The following is a 13652-nucleotide window of genomic DNA, read 5'->3' as shown; positions in this document are numbered from 1 at the left end:
GAATTTAATATTAAGAGCGCTCTTTTGGATACCTTTTACAATCATCTTGAATCGTTAACCAATTAACTTGGTTGTCAGTATAAATATGATAATTAGGTTCCACAATATTTGGGTCATCAAGGGATGTAATACTTAAGGTAAAGTATGCTGGCTGATCACTATTTCTGTAGCTCAAAGTGGAGCCACACTTTAAGCAAAAGCCTCTAAAAATATTTGTTGATGATTGATATTCAGTTATCACTCCTTTTAGCCAAGTAATCTGCTCAGTTTTAAAGTCCATCCATACACCGATAGGAGAGCCAGTAACTTTTTGGCAATCTCGACAGTGACAAATATCTGCATCGAATGGTTTGAATTGTATTTCATACCTTATGTCACCACAGTGACAGCCACCTTTCATTATTATTTCTCCATGGGTAAAGTGAAAAATGAAAAAAAAGTACTCATAATTAAACCAATGAAAACCAAGTGCTGAAATTTATTCATGGTGATTAGAGCCCTTTAAAGCTTATTTGTTCTACTGATTATTTCGAGTATATTCTGCTCAGGGTCGATAACTTGCAGTAAATCTATATTCAGTTTTTCATCCTTAAAAATTCGGCCTGCTTTAATCCCTTTATTCTTAAGACATTGCTTCAGTGTTGCAAGGTTTGCGTTAGTGTAAATGCCGAATTTCATCACACCGCGCCATTGCTCTGTTTTAGCTTTCTTAATGAAATCATCTTTTTTAAGTGCATCTTTTCTATTGAATACTTCAATGACAAACTCTCCCTTGTGCATTAAAACACCTGTTACAGACCCATCAGGAAAAGAGAATTCTTTTACTATGTTTAAGCCAAACGTAGTTTGATACCAATTTGCAAGTTTGCTTTCCTTGGTAGTTGTAAAAGCGATAAAACTTGGTTCAATGTTTACGTTATTAAAGCAAGTTGGATCTTGGGCATAAGCTCGTACCGAGGTAAGAGTTAAGAACATAAAAGATAGGGTTACTAACAGAGTAGCATTACGAAATAGTCTAGATAATTTATGTGAAATTTTCATTATTGTGTTTAAATCCAAACATCATTTTGAGCGGTAAGTGAACTGTCAGCTTCACCTGTGTTAACAACGCCTTTTGGTTCAACGATCATAATTTTACATTCACTATTCGCTGTTGGCTTGTGCTCAACACCTTTTGGAATAACAAACATCTCACCAGTTTCAAGTGCAACTTTTCCATCACGAAATTCGATGTTTAGGCAGCCTTCAATGACAATAAATACTTCATCAGTATCAGGGTGTTCATGCCAAACAAACTCGCCTTCAACTTTTACTAATTTGAATTGATAATCATTCATTTCAGCAATAACTCTTGGTGACCAGTGTTCTGTAAATTTTGTAAATTTGTCGGTAAAATTAATCGCTTTCAATTTTATCAATACTCCCTGATGAATAGCATGTTTTCGGGTGAAATTTAAAACTGGTACTTATAGCTAATTTCAAAAACTGCAGCATGCAATGTTTTGTTAGAGTATACGTATTCAATTTCAAAAGCCCCATTATCTAATTTATAGCCTAGGCCAACACCGAGTCCAATATGTGATCGCTCTGCATCCGAGTCTGTTAATACCGCATCTGGAAAACGAGTTACGCCTTGTTTTAACTTCAGATAATATTGCTCTGATGTATAAATTTTTGCCGCGCCAAACAATGAGTAGTTAGTTGTTTCATTGTTACCTGATATTGATGGAGAATATTGAGCTTCGACTCCAATCGTTAACCCTTGGAATCGTGACGATTGAAAATCTCGCTGATAAAAATCATACCCTGTAGTGAATGAAAGGTTAACTGAATTGGCACCATCTTGATCTTGATTGCCCATGCCTAGACCGACAAATGCTTCATTAGCGGCAAGACTACTTGAACTACAAATCAGCAAAAAAAGAGTAGTGCTGATAATTGATATGGCATATTTGCTTTTCATTTAGTTAGTCCACATGTGAGGCGTTATATTTATAGGGCCGTTATTTAGTATTTGTATAAGCACCGGGTATATCTATCAGTGGTGTGGCTTGAATATTGCCATTGTTTGAGGTTATTTCAGCCATAAGTTCATAATGAAACTTATCAATGGGGTGTTTCAGCTGCATGGAGATTTCGAATACGCGTTTAATAGATTGCGCACGAAGGTACCAAAGAAGATATTTTTCACCGTCAATTTCTACTTTAAACCAAGACTCTATTTGTACATTTTCATCTCGTAAGGTGGCAGCCGCTTCATCAAGCCGTGTGGCGATTGTGCTTCGCCACTGTTCGACTTTCTCTTCTGTGTCGGGCTTTAGTTTAATTAACCCTGATGCATATTCCATAATATAACTCTTATAAAAATATCAGCTGCTTTATGTATTTGTAATACGATTATTGGTAAAGTTTATCTGTTGCTTTTTTGAGCTCTGCATTTGGTAAAAACTGATCTGCAATGGTTAAAATGGAATGGATATTGTTGGTTAATTTATCAAGTTCAATATCTCCCGGTGTGATTGCTGTTTGCAATAAATGAATCGCCATATCAGCTAAAAGAATGCGCTGCTTTTCTAACCATTGCTGATCGCCTTTAGTTGCAGGGTTGTTAAGGTAACTTGTTTCTACAGCACTGTGCAGCTCCCAACTTGTGTTGATTAATTCTTTGCGCTCAAGATTATTCATAGTTAAATATCCCAACCTAGTTAATAGGCAATATTATAGTTGGCTTAAATGCATCACAAAGGGGACTCATCCAACTGTTTGGAGTCGTACTTAAATTATTGGTTATGTGCTTTACTTTGCATTCAATATATCGATAAAAGTCGACAAGTCGTCAGGCATAGTTTCATCCTCTCTCGTATTTTCAGGCAAAGTATCCCAGCTAGCTTTAGAGCCGCAATAAATATCAATAACAACTTTCGAATTTACATTTTCCATAAGGCCTACTGGGATCCAGTAAAAGTCAGATTGTCGTAAAGGGTTTGGCACCGGAGAGCCACAGCACTTGCAAAAATGAGAGCTGAAGCCTGTATCCTTTTGCCATTTAGTTATTGAATTTTCGCCAGAAAGCCACTTAAAGTTTTCAATCGCAACAATTGTAGCTGAATTGGAGCTTGAACCACCCTGCTTTTGACAAAGGGTGCAATGGCATTGATACAGGTGTGGCAGTTTACCTAAAATAGAAAACGTTACATTTCCGCAATTACAAGAGCCTTTCATGCAATTATCCTTAGTCTTGAGTTATAAACTTGAAAATAATACGACCTAACACTGTAATAAGCAGCTAAGTATAGTTGCTTAAATGTTCAGTACTTTCTTATATTTCAATGTAATCGATCTACATCTAGATTTTAAATAAAAACAGTAACAATTTGTTAAAAATGAATATTTCACATATTTGCATTGTTTTTTTGTTTATTACTGGGCAAACATACAATAATGGTTTGATTGATATTATTCGCTCGACTTTTTGTTTTGGAATGCTACATTTTAATGAATTAAATTTTTAAGTCTTGCTAGGTTTATTTCTACAGACTATTTTTTCTTCGCCATAATGATAGATATTATTCACTAAAACATATGAGCCAGATATTAATGCTGTAGTCGGGACTAATATAGGGGAAAGTAATGTACCGCTTATGCTGTAATATGAATTAGTTTCCTCTGCAATATCAACTATTTTTAATGTTTTTCGATCAGAGGAAATCTTGCATAAATGGCTATGGCTTTCATCACCTACAGGAACCGTGATACATCCAGCAATGATGCAAACCAGACTCACTAAAGTTATTTGTCTTTTCATACACTATCCTTTTATTTATGTTCATCCATGGTGACGGCGAATGTGAGTGATTAAACCTTTATCATTGAATTCTAAAGTTACTACATTAGTTACACTATATTCTATTACCTTATCAAGGTGAGCTGGCTTACCTTTGATGGTTTCAGTCATTTTTATAAATGCGGCGTTTCCACCTACTATCATTTCGTCAATTTTTATGGAACTGTAAATAATTTCACCGGCCATTTTCGCAATCATATCTTCTTTAAGCTTTACCTTGTCTGTGTAAGTAAATTTAAATTTGATATGTTCATCAATGAAATCATCAGCCAATAAAGATAAATAATTATCGATATCAGCAATTGTTGTTTTTGGTTGTTGACGTGCATCTATCGCTTGAACGAAGTTTTGAGCAAGTTCCTCAAGTTGTTCAGCATTAAAAATATTTTTAGCATGAGCAGTCATTGAAAATATAGTTAGAAAAACCAAGATAATTTTTTGCATTGACATATCCTTATATAGCAACTTCCGATGCAGCAGAAATTGTTTATTAAAATGAAAGACGAACAAACGACAGCGACTTGTTAGCTGTCAAAATAAGTAACTTATATAGCCTTCAATTCCTTAGCCCATTCAGTCCAGGAAATTTCTCTACCAGGAAATGCAACTTTAGGGAAAGGCCAACACTCTTGAAGCCAGTTCAATACCGTTTGATAAAGCTCCTTATCTAAATACAAACTATCATTTCTAATCCACAAATACACTTCACAATCAAATTTATTTGATTGACTTGGGTCTATGTAAACAGAACCAAGGTATTTATTTTGTGAGCGGCTAAAAACTGAATAAGCAAATGCTGCACGTGATTCAAATTCTTGTTTATGGATTTTTAAACTCGCAATATTTTCCTCTATAGTCATGTTACTTTTTGGCCAATCAGAGTCAGGGCCAAAAATTCCCTTTAGTTTTGGTTGACTAGACATCACTGCCTCATAGTCTAATTCAGCAATACTATCTTCGAGAACTCTGAAATGAAAGTGTTCGTCATCTAAGAATGTAGGGACATTAAATGAATTAGGAATAAATTGAGTTTTCATGTACTGACTTCCGCCGTTGTAATGCCCTAATGCAGAGCTGAAAAAAAAGTTTTGCTAAAATGTGTATCGAAGCGGTTCCGGAAAAACTGTTAGTAGCCCGTCTTAATTAGTTTGTTGTATGTTCTGTATACCGTTAATTATTTGGTAATGTCTTTTAACCTGTTTAGTTACTTTACCCCAATTGGAATTGTTAACTCTTGTTTGGTGATTATCAAAAGCGGCTTGATCTACAAACTCTTCGTAAACACTAAACAAGTTCGGGTTATTTGCATCAGGAATTACCTCGAATAACAAACATCCTGGCTCTTCTTTGGTTAATTTACAATGAACTATTAGCTCAGTTTTAACAATTTCCAAATCAATATCTGAAACTAATATATATCCCTTCAAAATGACTTTCGACAAAACTCAACTCCTTAAAACTTATACGCCTTGCCATCCAGCAAAAAATATTGATTAAAATTAGCGAGGAACTAATAGAACCAATTATAGTGACCGGTTGCATGTCATATTAGATCAAACTTCAATATTATGAGGCGCAACACCAGCGCCTAGAACTATTGACCATGACCTGACTTGCCAACTTTTTACAAGCCCATTTAAAACGTAAGGATCGTGTTTGGCAAAGTTCTCTGCAACCTCAGGAGAGTTACCTTCAAAAAGTAGCACTGCTCCATCATTAGGTTCAGTTAACGCTCCTCCCAATCGCAGTTCACCACGATTTACAGCCGATAAAGCTAGCTTTATATGAGCATCACGAAACTCTACTCTTCGCTCTAAATAATCAGGAACCACCTCATAAGTTAATAAGAAGTACATTTTGGTTTCATCTCTACTTTGTGCCGTTTGAACACCTTATTATGTAGACTTCTCAGTAATGGTCAATATTTTGACCAGAGTAATTGATTATATTTCAATGAATTAACAAAAGGTGTTGTGTTAATTCATTGCTAATCATTCTCAGTAAATCTGAATGTGAAAATTAATTTGAATCTTTGATAAAATATTAAGATGTGGCCTATTCGCTCAATAGCTTTCTTGTATGAAGATAATTAGAATAGGTTGTGGTTGACACTTCATCTATTTCGGTAAAATAGGCAAAACTACCCTTCATACGCATTTCAATCTGTTGTGGTAATACCACATCATTGAGCTTAATAAAGTTAAAAGATAACACTAGATCTGAAATAGTGGCACTGAACATTGGCGAAAATTCAGCGTTATTAACTATGGTTATTTCTTCAATATATTTGTGTTGTTTACTATACGACAACGTACCTTCTAATTTTCCTTTTGCGTCGTCTCCCAGGTCTTCCAAGTGAACCTGAAAACCTACTTTGGCATGGCTGCCATAATGATTTAACAGTTGAAGACTGTCTTGCTCAATTAACGTTTTAAAATTAATGCTGTAAATTTTACCATTTGCCTTATTTTCAACGTGTTCTTGTTTCTTTTTTACAAATTTTTTAATTTGTTTATGACTAGGAGTTTTGTCGTTAATACGTAATAGGGTCCATTGCTTACTTGTGTCTTCATTTGGGGTGTAACGCTCTATGCTACTGGTAACATCGCCCTCTTCATTTTCGTAGTGCGATATTTGTACGCTCCATTCTTTACGAGGCGCACCGGCTATATCGGTGATAGCTTGAATAACTTCTTGTTCTATTAATGTTGGCGCTGTTATTTGGTTTTCTGCCGCGTGCACATTAATAAAACATCCAATACTTGCTAAGATACAGCCATACTTTTGCATTATAATACCTTCTTTCTTCACTTTAAAAGGAAGTTAAGGGTAGTGCGAGTTATGTGAAGTATATGTGAAATAAAACAATTATTTTGCCCTGCTCGGATGACTTGTTAGCCGTTTTATTTTGGATCTTGATGGAATTCGATAACATTTTCATCTGGATCACGAACGAATAACATAACCGCACCATTAGGTAGCGTAATGGGACCTTCACTTATTGCAATTTTTTCTTGCTTTAAAAAACGCTCTACTGACTCAATATTAGACACAGTTAAGGCTACATGGGTGTAGCCAGGGTATTTTTCTGGGAGATCCATAAGAATGTTATGCGAAATATCAGAATTAGAATTAAGAATAAAATTAATATTAACTCCTGATGGGTGCTCCATAATCGCCACGGGCTCAGGACCGATAGGGCCCACTAAAAATATGAAACCAAGCTTTTCATAAAATGCTCTTGATTGTGCAAGATCCTGAACTCTTAGCCCAAGGTGATTAACTCCTGTAATTTCTTTCAAAATAACTCCTTAATTTTAAACATATATCGAATGACGGTTAACGCCTTACTAAGAGGCACGTAATAGTTGGTTAAAATAAGCGACGAAGCAGCAAAAGCCAACTGTTTTTTGTTCTTCGAATAGCTTGTTATGTACGTTTTTGGTTTGATGTATGCATTGTTTTTTTGCCTTGAAATTTATTATAAAGTTTTTCATGAGCAACTTTTGAGAATGTATCAGTACGTGAATCATATTGAGAAATCCAATCTATTAACATAGTTAAATTTGCATCTTGATCCTCTTTACTTTTATATTTGTGCGGCTCCCAAGGACGATGTTTAGCATTAGCAATACAAGCAGAAACAGGTAAGTTTAGATAAATTACTTCCTCGGTTTGTGAAAATACAAGTTCCAACAAGTCTGAATAACAGCCCTCAACAACCCATTCGCTATGTCTATGTAAAAAGTCATTAATAGCTATATTGGATTCTGAAATAAGCATTCTTTGTGGAGGCTGAACTGGCTTCCATGCAATTGTATCTAGGTCTAAATGAGGTAGATTATTGTTATTGGCCAAGTCTTTCGCAAGTGTAGATTTACCTGAACCTGAATTCCCGAAAATGACAACTTTAGTCAAAATAGCCTCCTAGTTTATAATTGCCCGTCTTAACTGGCTTATATTTTAAATTGATACATACTCTTCTTTGACTATTTTTTTATTTACCCACGTTTGAATATGCTTACCGGTAAAATCATTTAATGTGGCGTCTGAGCCTGTCATCTGGTAATGAAATATTAACTCTGAAACATTACCATCAATTTTTTGTGAAACTAATTCAATGTTAAATTCTTTAACTGACTCTACAAAACCTTTTTGTTTATCATAAGACTCACGCATTGACTCAGCGAAAACTTGACCATTATTTAACATAATGACATTTTCATCATAATACTTTTCACATAATTCAAGAATCCGTCCTGCTTGGTTCATGCCAATAAAATCATCTACTAAGTTATGCACTATTCCCAGACATTAACATTATCCGAGTCACTAAAGTCTTGCCTTTGCGGATTAACTACGCAATAACGGTGACCTGTCGGCGCCTCCATAACTACCCAACGTTGAAAAGTTTCTACTACTTGCGCGCCAAGAGTTTTTAGGCGCTCAACCTCTGCTGCTATATTATCAGTTTCAATATCGAGGTGGACTCGACTTTCATGAGTGGTTTTTTGAATTAGTATATGAGGCTGATCTTTTGGTGAGTTAAGATGCGAATATTTAGAAGACCATTCTTCATTCGAACGAACACACTCTAACCCCAAAGCTTGCTCCCAAAAGGTATTGGCTTCTTCAATATCATCAACTTTACTATCTAAAACTAATGCTGCTAATCTACTTTTATGCATAAAACCTTCTTGTGCAACTAAGGCTAAGCTAAGCTGCAATTAATGATGGCACGTGGATTTTCGTTTTTTTGTAAAAGCTGTGACAGCGTTAATTGTCTACTTGAGCGCCTTGTTAGTATGCTACACCACGCTTCCGCCAGTTTACTGGCCATAAGATATTGGCAAGCATACGATTTATTTTAATTAATACACTGTACTTAAAAAGATAGGGAAAGGGAATATTACAATTTTGGAAGCGCTGGTTTTAAAATTTACCTACCAGGATTTACAATCAAATTCTGACAAGAAAACTATCCCTGTTTTACCTTGATAAGAACTTACATGCTAACAGCTTACTAGAATGGTTTGGTCCGGATTTATACTTGCGGATACTTCATTCTAAAAATTAGTTTATTGATTTAATATATCGTTTTTATCTATAAATTTAAATGGATGGTTAACTTTTTTTGAAGCAAAAAAAGCCCGTGATAAACACGAGCTTTTGATAGAGCATAAAGTTGTTAATTTATAACTTAGCGAAACAACGTTCTGCCGCTTCAATAGTTGCTTGAATATCAGCATTTGAATGGGCAGTTGATAAGAATCCAGTTTCAAATGCTGAAGGGGCAAGGTAAACGCCTTCTTCTAACATTAAGTGGAAGAACTTATTAAATTTAGCTGTGTCACACTGCATTACTTGCGCGAAGGTATTTACTTGTTCTTGCTCGGTAAAGAAGAAGCCAAACATAGCGCCAACATAGTTAATTGCTAGTGGTACCTTTTGGCGATCTGCTGCGGCTTTAAAGCCTTCGGCAATTTGCTTGGTTTTAGCGGCTAATTCTGTATGGTAGTCTTTGCTGCTTAATTCATTCAATGCAGCAAGGCCTGCAGCCATAGCTATAGGATTACCCGATAATGTTCCTGCCTGATAAACAGGGCCAACTGGCGCTATGTAATCCATGATCTCAGCTTTACCGCCAAAAGCGCCAACGGGCATACCGCCGCCAATAACTTTACCTAATGTAGTTAAGTCAGGCTTAACATTGTAATGTGCTTGCGCGCCGCCAAGAGCAACACGAAAACCGGTCATAACTTCGTCGATAATAAATACTGATTTGTATTCGTCACAAATGCTACGTAAACCTTCCAAGAAGCCTTCTACAGGAGGAATACAGTTCATGTTACCGGCAACGGGTTCAACTATAATACAGGCAATTTGGTCGCCTAAATCAGCGAAAATGTCTTTAACAGACTGAATGTCATTATAGTTAACAGTTAATGTGTGCTTGGCAAAATCGGCAGGAATGCCTGGAGAGTTAGGAACACCTAATGTTAATGCGCCTGAACCAGCTTTAACTAATAATGAGTCGGCATGGCCGTGATAACAACCTTCAAACTTTAGAATTTTATCACGCCCTGTGTAACCACGAGCTAAACGAATAGCACTCATTGTGGCTTCAGTACCAGAGCTAACCATGCGAAGTTTTTCCATTGATGGAACTAATTCACGTACTTTTTCAGCCATGGTAATTTCAAGTTCAGTTGGTGCACCAAAGCTTAAGCCTTTTTGTGCCGTAGAGATTACCGCATCTAAAATAGCCGGGTGATTATGACCTAAAATCATTGGTCCCCAAGAACCAACATAATCGATGTATTGTTTACCATCGGCATCAAATGTGTAGGCGCCAGTTGCTCGTTCAATAAAAAGAGGGGTTCCACCAACGCCGGTAAAAGCTCGAACTGGTGAGTTAACGCCGCCGGGAATCGTTTTTTGTGCTTGTTCAAATAATTGCTGTGAATGTGACATCTGTTCGCCTTGTGTTCTGTAAAGGTCTGGTTTATTTATTGGTAAACCAGGTTACTTCTTTTTCATATTGGGTAAGTTTCTCATCAACGCCTAATGTTAAGGCAAATAATGCCATGCGTACTAATACGCCATTTTGAGCTTGACGGAAAATTGCTAAATTGCTGTTGTCGTTTAAATCAATGTCCAGCTCGTTCGCCTCTGGGCGAGCGTCTCTAGGCAGTGGGTGCATGATCACTGTATGCTCTTTACAGTACTGCTGATACACACTTTTATTTAAACTAAAGTGGCCACGATATTGCTCCGCTTCAGCAAGGCTGGTAAAACGCTCTTGTTGAATGCGGGTTTGGTAAACAACATCGCTGTTTAAATTGCCAGCCATGGTTTGTGTAATATTTACTTTATGGCCAGCATTCGTTAATACATCAACAATGTAAGCTGGCATTTGTAACTCTTTTGGCGACAATAGTGTAATGGTAAGGTTTTTATATAAGCTTAATAATCTTGAGAGAGAATGTACTGTGCGGCCATGCTTTAAGTCACCCATTAATACAATGTTTAAGCCATCAATGCCTTTGTCAAAACGACTCATTTCAGCCTGAATAGTAAATAAATCTAATAGTGCTTGGGTTGGATGTTCATTCGCACCATCACCACCGTTAATTACCGGTACGGTGCTACCCTTAGAAAACTCTGCTACCGAATGCATATCGGGATGACGCATAGCAATAACGTCTGAATAACCACTGATAACCCGGGCAGTATCAAATAATGACTCGCCTTTAGATAATGATGAGCTTTCTTGGCCAACGGTTTCGTGCACAAAGCCGCCTAATAACTGAAAAGCGGTACCAAATGAGATACGAGTACGAGTACTCGGTTCAAAAAATAGATTATTTAAAATTGCCCCTTCAAGCACATGGCAACGCTTTTGTCTGCTGGCGTAAGGGATCATTGCTTGCGCAACTTCAAGAATGCGAGATACCGAATCACGATCAAATTGTGATACCGATAAAATATGGCTACCTTGAAAATTCATAATAGTTAACTGCCTGATCTTATTATTAAATATATTGGTTGTTGAGTTAAGCAAAGAACAAGTTTACTGCAACTCACATTTGCCTAACTTCTTATGCGCGCAACTTTAGCACAGAATGACTATTTTGTTAATAAATGGCCGGTTTAACAATTGCTAAAATAATTACCGCAAATAATATAAATACGGGCAATTCATTAAATATTCGATAAAACTTTCCGGAGCGAGTATTTTTGTCGGTTTTAAAATCGTTAAGCAATTTAAAGCAATAACCGTGATAGACAAATAATAAAGCTACAAGTACCAATTTTACATGTAACCAAGCACTATGGATAAACCAATCAACGCCCAGCATATAAATCAGTATTAGGCCGAATATCAAGGTTAAAATGGCAAATGGCGTGACAAAAAATAACAACCGGCGTTCCATCGTCTTTAATTGTTCATGTACATCTTTATTATTCGATTCGGCATGGTAAACAAACAGCCGTGGCAAGTAGAAGATGCCTGCAAACCAAGCTACCATAAAAGCTACGTGTAAGGCTTTAATCCATAATAAACTACTCATTTATGTGTTACCTAGAGTTAAAATTTTTCGAATTTTTTCAAATGCTAACACACCAATAATATTATCTTTTGATCTGTGATAAATATATACCGCTCCTTCGCGTTGTTTATACAGTGCAAAGTAAGCTTCAGAGAGCGTTGCTTGGCTGTCTATAGCTGGCATTATTGTTGATTTAATTGCTTGGTCTTCACCATCTAGTGGGTGAATGTTCATATCAATTTGCACTAGCTTAAACGTGGATTCATTCGATTTAGGTTTAATGATTAATTGCTCACTAGAGTTTTGGCCTGCGAGTAACCACTTTATTTGATTATGATCAGCGGTGTTAAGCACTTTAAAATTTCTGTCCATTTGTGATAACACGCCATGCTTTTGCAATACGCTTTCCACCGGTGAAGCTTGATAGGGCAGTTGTTGAAATTCGAGTTGTTGTAAAAATATCGAACGGTTTTTTAAGAATTGGCTCGAGGTTAAATAAGCTGACGTAATTACTACCATTGCCGGTAGTGCCAACTGCAACTGATTGGATAATTCTATTACGGTGAGCAATGCGGCTAGGGGCGCATTCAAGGTAGCAGCTAGCATGCCTGCCATCCCCATTAATGCATAGTCACCGGCAAAACTGACTTCCGGGTATAGTATATTCACAAAAAACGCCATTAACGCTCCGGCAATTGCACCAATAGCCAACGTTGGGCCAATTATACCACCTGGTACACCTAAACCAAGAACTGCTATTGTGGCAATAAATTTTGCCGCTAAAATCGCTAAGATGAGCAGTAAATGATTATTGTGCTCAAGCATTGAACCAATAGCGCTTAAACTCGCTCCCATACTTTGTGGCACTAACAATCCAATAAAGCCCATTATTAAAGCGGCTAGTACTAACCGTTTTGCCATGTGATATTTTAGTGAAAATTTTAGTGTGGCAATTAAACTGGAGTTAAATGCTTTTGCTAAAAAACCTAAGAAAATGCCAAAAAGAATTAATAGCGGGTAATGCCAAAAGTCGATAACGATGTAAGCGAAAAATTCAAATTCATGATAAGGGCCAAAAAACGCATGCGTCATCATAGAACCAATAATTGATGCCAAAATTACTGGGATAAATATATGCAGGCGGTATTCTCGCAATATTACTTCCATTACAAAAATCACAGCGGCGAGAGGGGTGTTAAAACTTGCTGAAATCCCCGCTGCCACTCCACAGGCACATAAGGTTCTAATAGAATTATGTGGTAGGGCCAATTTGCTGCCTAAAAAGCTGCTTGATGCGGCACCGATGTGCACCGCGGGACCTTCACGGCCGACAGAAAACCCTCCGGCCAATGCAAAAATACCACCAAAAAATTGAGTAAGGGTATTTTTAAATGGAATATAACCATAATTGGCTTTCAATCGGTGGATAACAAATGGGATGCCCATTCTTGTATACTTAAATTTTGATATCCAGGCCAAGCCTAAAATAAACAGTACGGCAACAACAGGGGTTATAAAACGATAAAATTCTGATAAAGTGGTGTAGTCATCAATGTTTTCCAGATACAATAATTGCAAAGACTCAACACTAAAACGAAATAAAATAATACAAAGTGATGCTAAAGTGCCGCCAATTATGCCCATAAGACATAATTGCCAGGAGGGCTCTGGCTTGGCTAGTTTGGTTCTGAACGGCACTAATGGCATGAGTTACCTTCGTTACTATTATTTTTGTTTACTGATAGATTAGTTGC

21 protein-coding genes are annotated in these 13652 nt (G+C 36.7%); all 21 read right to left on the bottom strand.

Annotation, left to right across the window (positions count from 1 at the left end; translation table 11 throughout):
- Window positions 1-10: 10 nt before the first annotated feature.
- Window positions 11-400, bottom strand: a complete 390-nt coding sequence (locus tag RI844_RS11170; protein ID WP_348394757.1) for a GFA family protein — start codon at window positions 398-400, stop codon at window positions 11-13.
- 101 nt (window positions 401-501) lie between these two features.
- Window positions 502-1041 carry a VOC family protein gene (locus RI844_RS11165; protein ID WP_348394756.1) on the bottom strand — a complete coding sequence of 180 codons (540 nt, stop codon included), beginning with the start codon at window positions 1039-1041 and terminating at the stop codon, window positions 502-504.
- An 8-nt stretch (window positions 1042-1049) separates the two neighbouring features.
- Window positions 1050-1415, bottom strand: coding sequence for a cupin domain-containing protein (locus RI844_RS11160; protein ID WP_348398341.1), 366 nt, complete (start codon window positions 1413-1415; stop codon window positions 1050-1052).
- A gap of 38 nt (window positions 1416-1453) precedes the next feature.
- Window positions 1454-1963: a hypothetical protein gene (locus RI844_RS11155; RefSeq protein ID WP_348394755.1), complete on the bottom strand. Its 510-nt coding sequence runs from the start codon at window positions 1961-1963 to the stop codon at window positions 1454-1456.
- A gap of 40 nt (window positions 1964-2003) precedes the next feature.
- The gene (locus RI844_RS11150) at window positions 2004-2348 is read right to left on the bottom strand and encodes a DUF6176 family protein (RefSeq protein ID WP_348394754.1); all 345 of its coding nucleotides are present in this window, start codon (window positions 2346-2348) and stop codon (window positions 2004-2006) included.
- 49 nt (window positions 2349-2397) lie between these two features.
- Window positions 2398-2685, bottom strand: coding sequence for a hypothetical protein (locus RI844_RS11145; protein ID WP_348394753.1), 288 nt, complete (start codon window positions 2683-2685; stop codon window positions 2398-2400).
- Between the two features lie 111 nt (window positions 2686-2796).
- Window positions 2797-3222, bottom strand: a complete 426-nt coding sequence (locus tag RI844_RS11140) for a GFA family protein (RefSeq protein ID WP_348394752.1) — start codon at window positions 3220-3222, stop codon at window positions 2797-2799.
- 286 nt (window positions 3223-3508) lie between these two features.
- A complete protein-coding gene (locus RI844_RS11135; RefSeq protein ID WP_348394751.1) occupies window positions 3509-3805 on the bottom strand; it encodes a hypothetical protein in 297 nt (98 codons plus the stop codon).
- A 21-nt stretch (window positions 3806-3826) separates the two neighbouring features.
- Window positions 3827-4288 (bottom strand): nuclear transport factor 2 family protein, encoded by a 462-nt coding sequence (locus RI844_RS11130; RefSeq protein WP_348394750.1) that lies wholly within the window; start codon window positions 4286-4288, stop codon window positions 3827-3829.
- Window positions 4289-4389: 101 nt separating this feature from the next.
- A complete protein-coding gene (locus RI844_RS11125) occupies window positions 4390-4881 on the bottom strand; it encodes a hypothetical protein (protein WP_348394749.1) in 492 nt (163 codons plus the stop codon).
- Between the two features lie 102 nt (window positions 4882-4983).
- Window positions 4984-5286, bottom strand: a complete 303-nt coding sequence (locus RI844_RS11120; RefSeq protein WP_348394748.1) for a putative quinol monooxygenase — start codon at window positions 5284-5286, stop codon at window positions 4984-4986.
- A 111-nt stretch (window positions 5287-5397) separates the two neighbouring features.
- Complete coding sequence (locus tag RI844_RS11115; RefSeq protein WP_348394747.1) at window positions 5398-5700, bottom strand: YciI-like protein; 303 nt, start codon at window positions 5698-5700, stop codon at window positions 5398-5400.
- A gap of 199 nt (window positions 5701-5899) precedes the next feature.
- The gene (locus RI844_RS11110; RefSeq protein WP_348394746.1) at window positions 5900-6634 is read right to left on the bottom strand and encodes a hypothetical protein; all 735 of its coding nucleotides are present in this window, start codon (window positions 6632-6634) and stop codon (window positions 5900-5902) included.
- A 113-nt stretch (window positions 6635-6747) separates the two neighbouring features.
- Entirely contained in the window at window positions 6748-7146 is a 399-nt protein-coding gene (locus RI844_RS11105) for a VOC family protein (protein WP_348394745.1), read from the bottom strand.
- Window positions 7147-7273: 127 nt separating this feature from the next.
- The gene (locus RI844_RS11100; RefSeq protein ID WP_348394744.1) at window positions 7274-7762 is read right to left on the bottom strand and encodes a P-loop NTPase family protein; all 489 of its coding nucleotides are present in this window, start codon (window positions 7760-7762) and stop codon (window positions 7274-7276) included.
- A 45-nt stretch (window positions 7763-7807) separates the two neighbouring features.
- Window positions 7808-8146: a hypothetical protein gene (locus RI844_RS11095; protein WP_348394743.1), complete on the bottom strand. Its 339-nt coding sequence runs from the start codon at window positions 8144-8146 to the stop codon at window positions 7808-7810.
- Window positions 8146-8532, bottom strand: a complete 387-nt coding sequence (locus RI844_RS11090; RefSeq protein ID WP_348394742.1) for a VOC family protein — start codon at window positions 8530-8532, stop codon at window positions 8146-8148. Before RI844_RS11090 ends, RI844_RS11095 begins: the two co-directional genes overlap by 1 nt.
- A gap of 505 nt (window positions 8533-9037) precedes the next feature.
- Window positions 9038-10318, bottom strand: a complete 1281-nt coding sequence (gene hemL / locus RI844_RS11085; protein WP_348394741.1) for a glutamate-1-semialdehyde 2,1-aminomutase — start codon at window positions 10316-10318, stop codon at window positions 9038-9040.
- 31 nt (window positions 10319-10349) lie between these two features.
- Window positions 10350-11357, bottom strand: coding sequence for an aspartate carbamoyltransferase (locus RI844_RS11080; RefSeq protein ID WP_348398340.1), 1008 nt, complete (start codon window positions 11355-11357; stop codon window positions 10350-10352).
- Between the two features lie 124 nt (window positions 11358-11481).
- The gene (gene hemJ, locus RI844_RS11075; protein ID WP_348394740.1) at window positions 11482-11919 is read right to left on the bottom strand and encodes a protoporphyrinogen oxidase HemJ; all 438 of its coding nucleotides are present in this window, start codon (window positions 11917-11919) and stop codon (window positions 11482-11484) included.
- Window positions 11920-13605: a chloride channel protein gene (locus RI844_RS11070; protein ID WP_348394739.1), complete on the bottom strand. Its 1686-nt coding sequence runs from the start codon at window positions 13603-13605 to the stop codon at window positions 11920-11922.
- Window positions 13606-13652 lie beyond the last annotated feature (47 nt).

Origin of the sequence: Thalassotalea fonticola (genome assembly GCF_032911225.1) — a bacterium.
Classification (GTDB): Bacteria; Pseudomonadota; Gammaproteobacteria; order Enterobacterales; family Alteromonadaceae; genus Thalassotalea_A; species Thalassotalea_A fonticola.
Note: the sequence above shows the minus strand (reverse complement) of the source record. Positions and strands in the feature narration are given on the sequence as shown.

What these genes read in the sequence shown, in the direction of transcription:
- RI844_RS11170 (WP_348394757.1), bottom strand. Translation starts at nt 400, where the DNA reads ATGAAAGGTGGCTGTCACTGTGGTGACATAAGGTATGAAATACAATTC.
- RI844_RS11165 (WP_348394756.1), bottom strand. Translation starts at nt 1,041, where the DNA reads ATGAAAATTTCACATAAATTATCTAGACTATTTCGTAATGCTACTCTG.
- RI844_RS11155 (WP_348394755.1), bottom strand. Translation starts at nt 1,963, where the DNA reads ATGAAAAGCAAATATGCCATATCAATTATCAGCACTACTCTTTTTTTG.
- RI844_RS11150 (WP_348394754.1), bottom strand. Translation starts at nt 2,348, where the DNA reads ATGGAATATGCATCAGGGTTAATTAAACTAAAGCCCGACACAGAAGAG.
- RI844_RS11145 (WP_348394753.1), bottom strand. Translation starts at nt 2,685, where the DNA reads ATGAATAATCTTGAGCGCAAAGAATTAATCAACACAAGTTGGGAGCTG.
- RI844_RS11140 (WP_348394752.1), bottom strand. Translation starts at nt 3,222, where the DNA reads ATGAAAGGCTCTTGTAATTGCGGAAATGTAACGTTTTCTATTTTAGGT.
- RI844_RS11135 (WP_348394751.1), bottom strand. Translation starts at nt 3,805, where the DNA reads ATGAAAAGACAAATAACTTTAGTGAGTCTGGTTTGCATCATTGCTGGA.
- RI844_RS11130 (WP_348394750.1), bottom strand. Translation starts at nt 4,288, where the DNA reads ATGCAAAAAATTATCTTGGTTTTTCTAACTATATTTTCAATGACTGCT.
- RI844_RS11125 (WP_348394749.1), bottom strand. Translation starts at nt 4,881, where the DNA reads ATGAAAACTCAATTTATTCCTAATTCATTTAATGTCCCTACATTCTTA.
- RI844_RS11115 (WP_348394747.1), bottom strand. Translation starts at nt 5,700, where the DNA reads ATGTACTTCTTATTAACTTATGAGGTGGTTCCTGATTATTTAGAGCGA.
- RI844_RS11110 (WP_348394746.1), bottom strand. Translation starts at nt 6,634, where the DNA reads ATGCAAAAGTATGGCTGTATCTTAGCAAGTATTGGATGTTTTATTAAT.
- RI844_RS11090 (WP_348394742.1), bottom strand. Translation starts at nt 8,532, where the DNA reads ATGCATAAAAGTAGATTAGCAGCATTAGTTTTAGATAGTAAAGTTGAT.
- hemL (WP_348394741.1), bottom strand. Translation starts at nt 10,318, where the DNA reads ATGTCACATTCACAGCAATTATTTGAACAAGCACAAAAAACGATTCCC.
- hemJ (WP_348394740.1), bottom strand. Translation starts at nt 11,919, where the DNA reads ATGAGTAGTTTATTATGGATTAAAGCCTTACACGTAGCTTTTATGGTA.
- RI844_RS11070 (WP_348394739.1), bottom strand. Translation starts at nt 13,605, where the DNA reads ATGCCATTAGTGCCGTTCAGAACCAAACTAGCCAAGCCAGAGCCCTCC.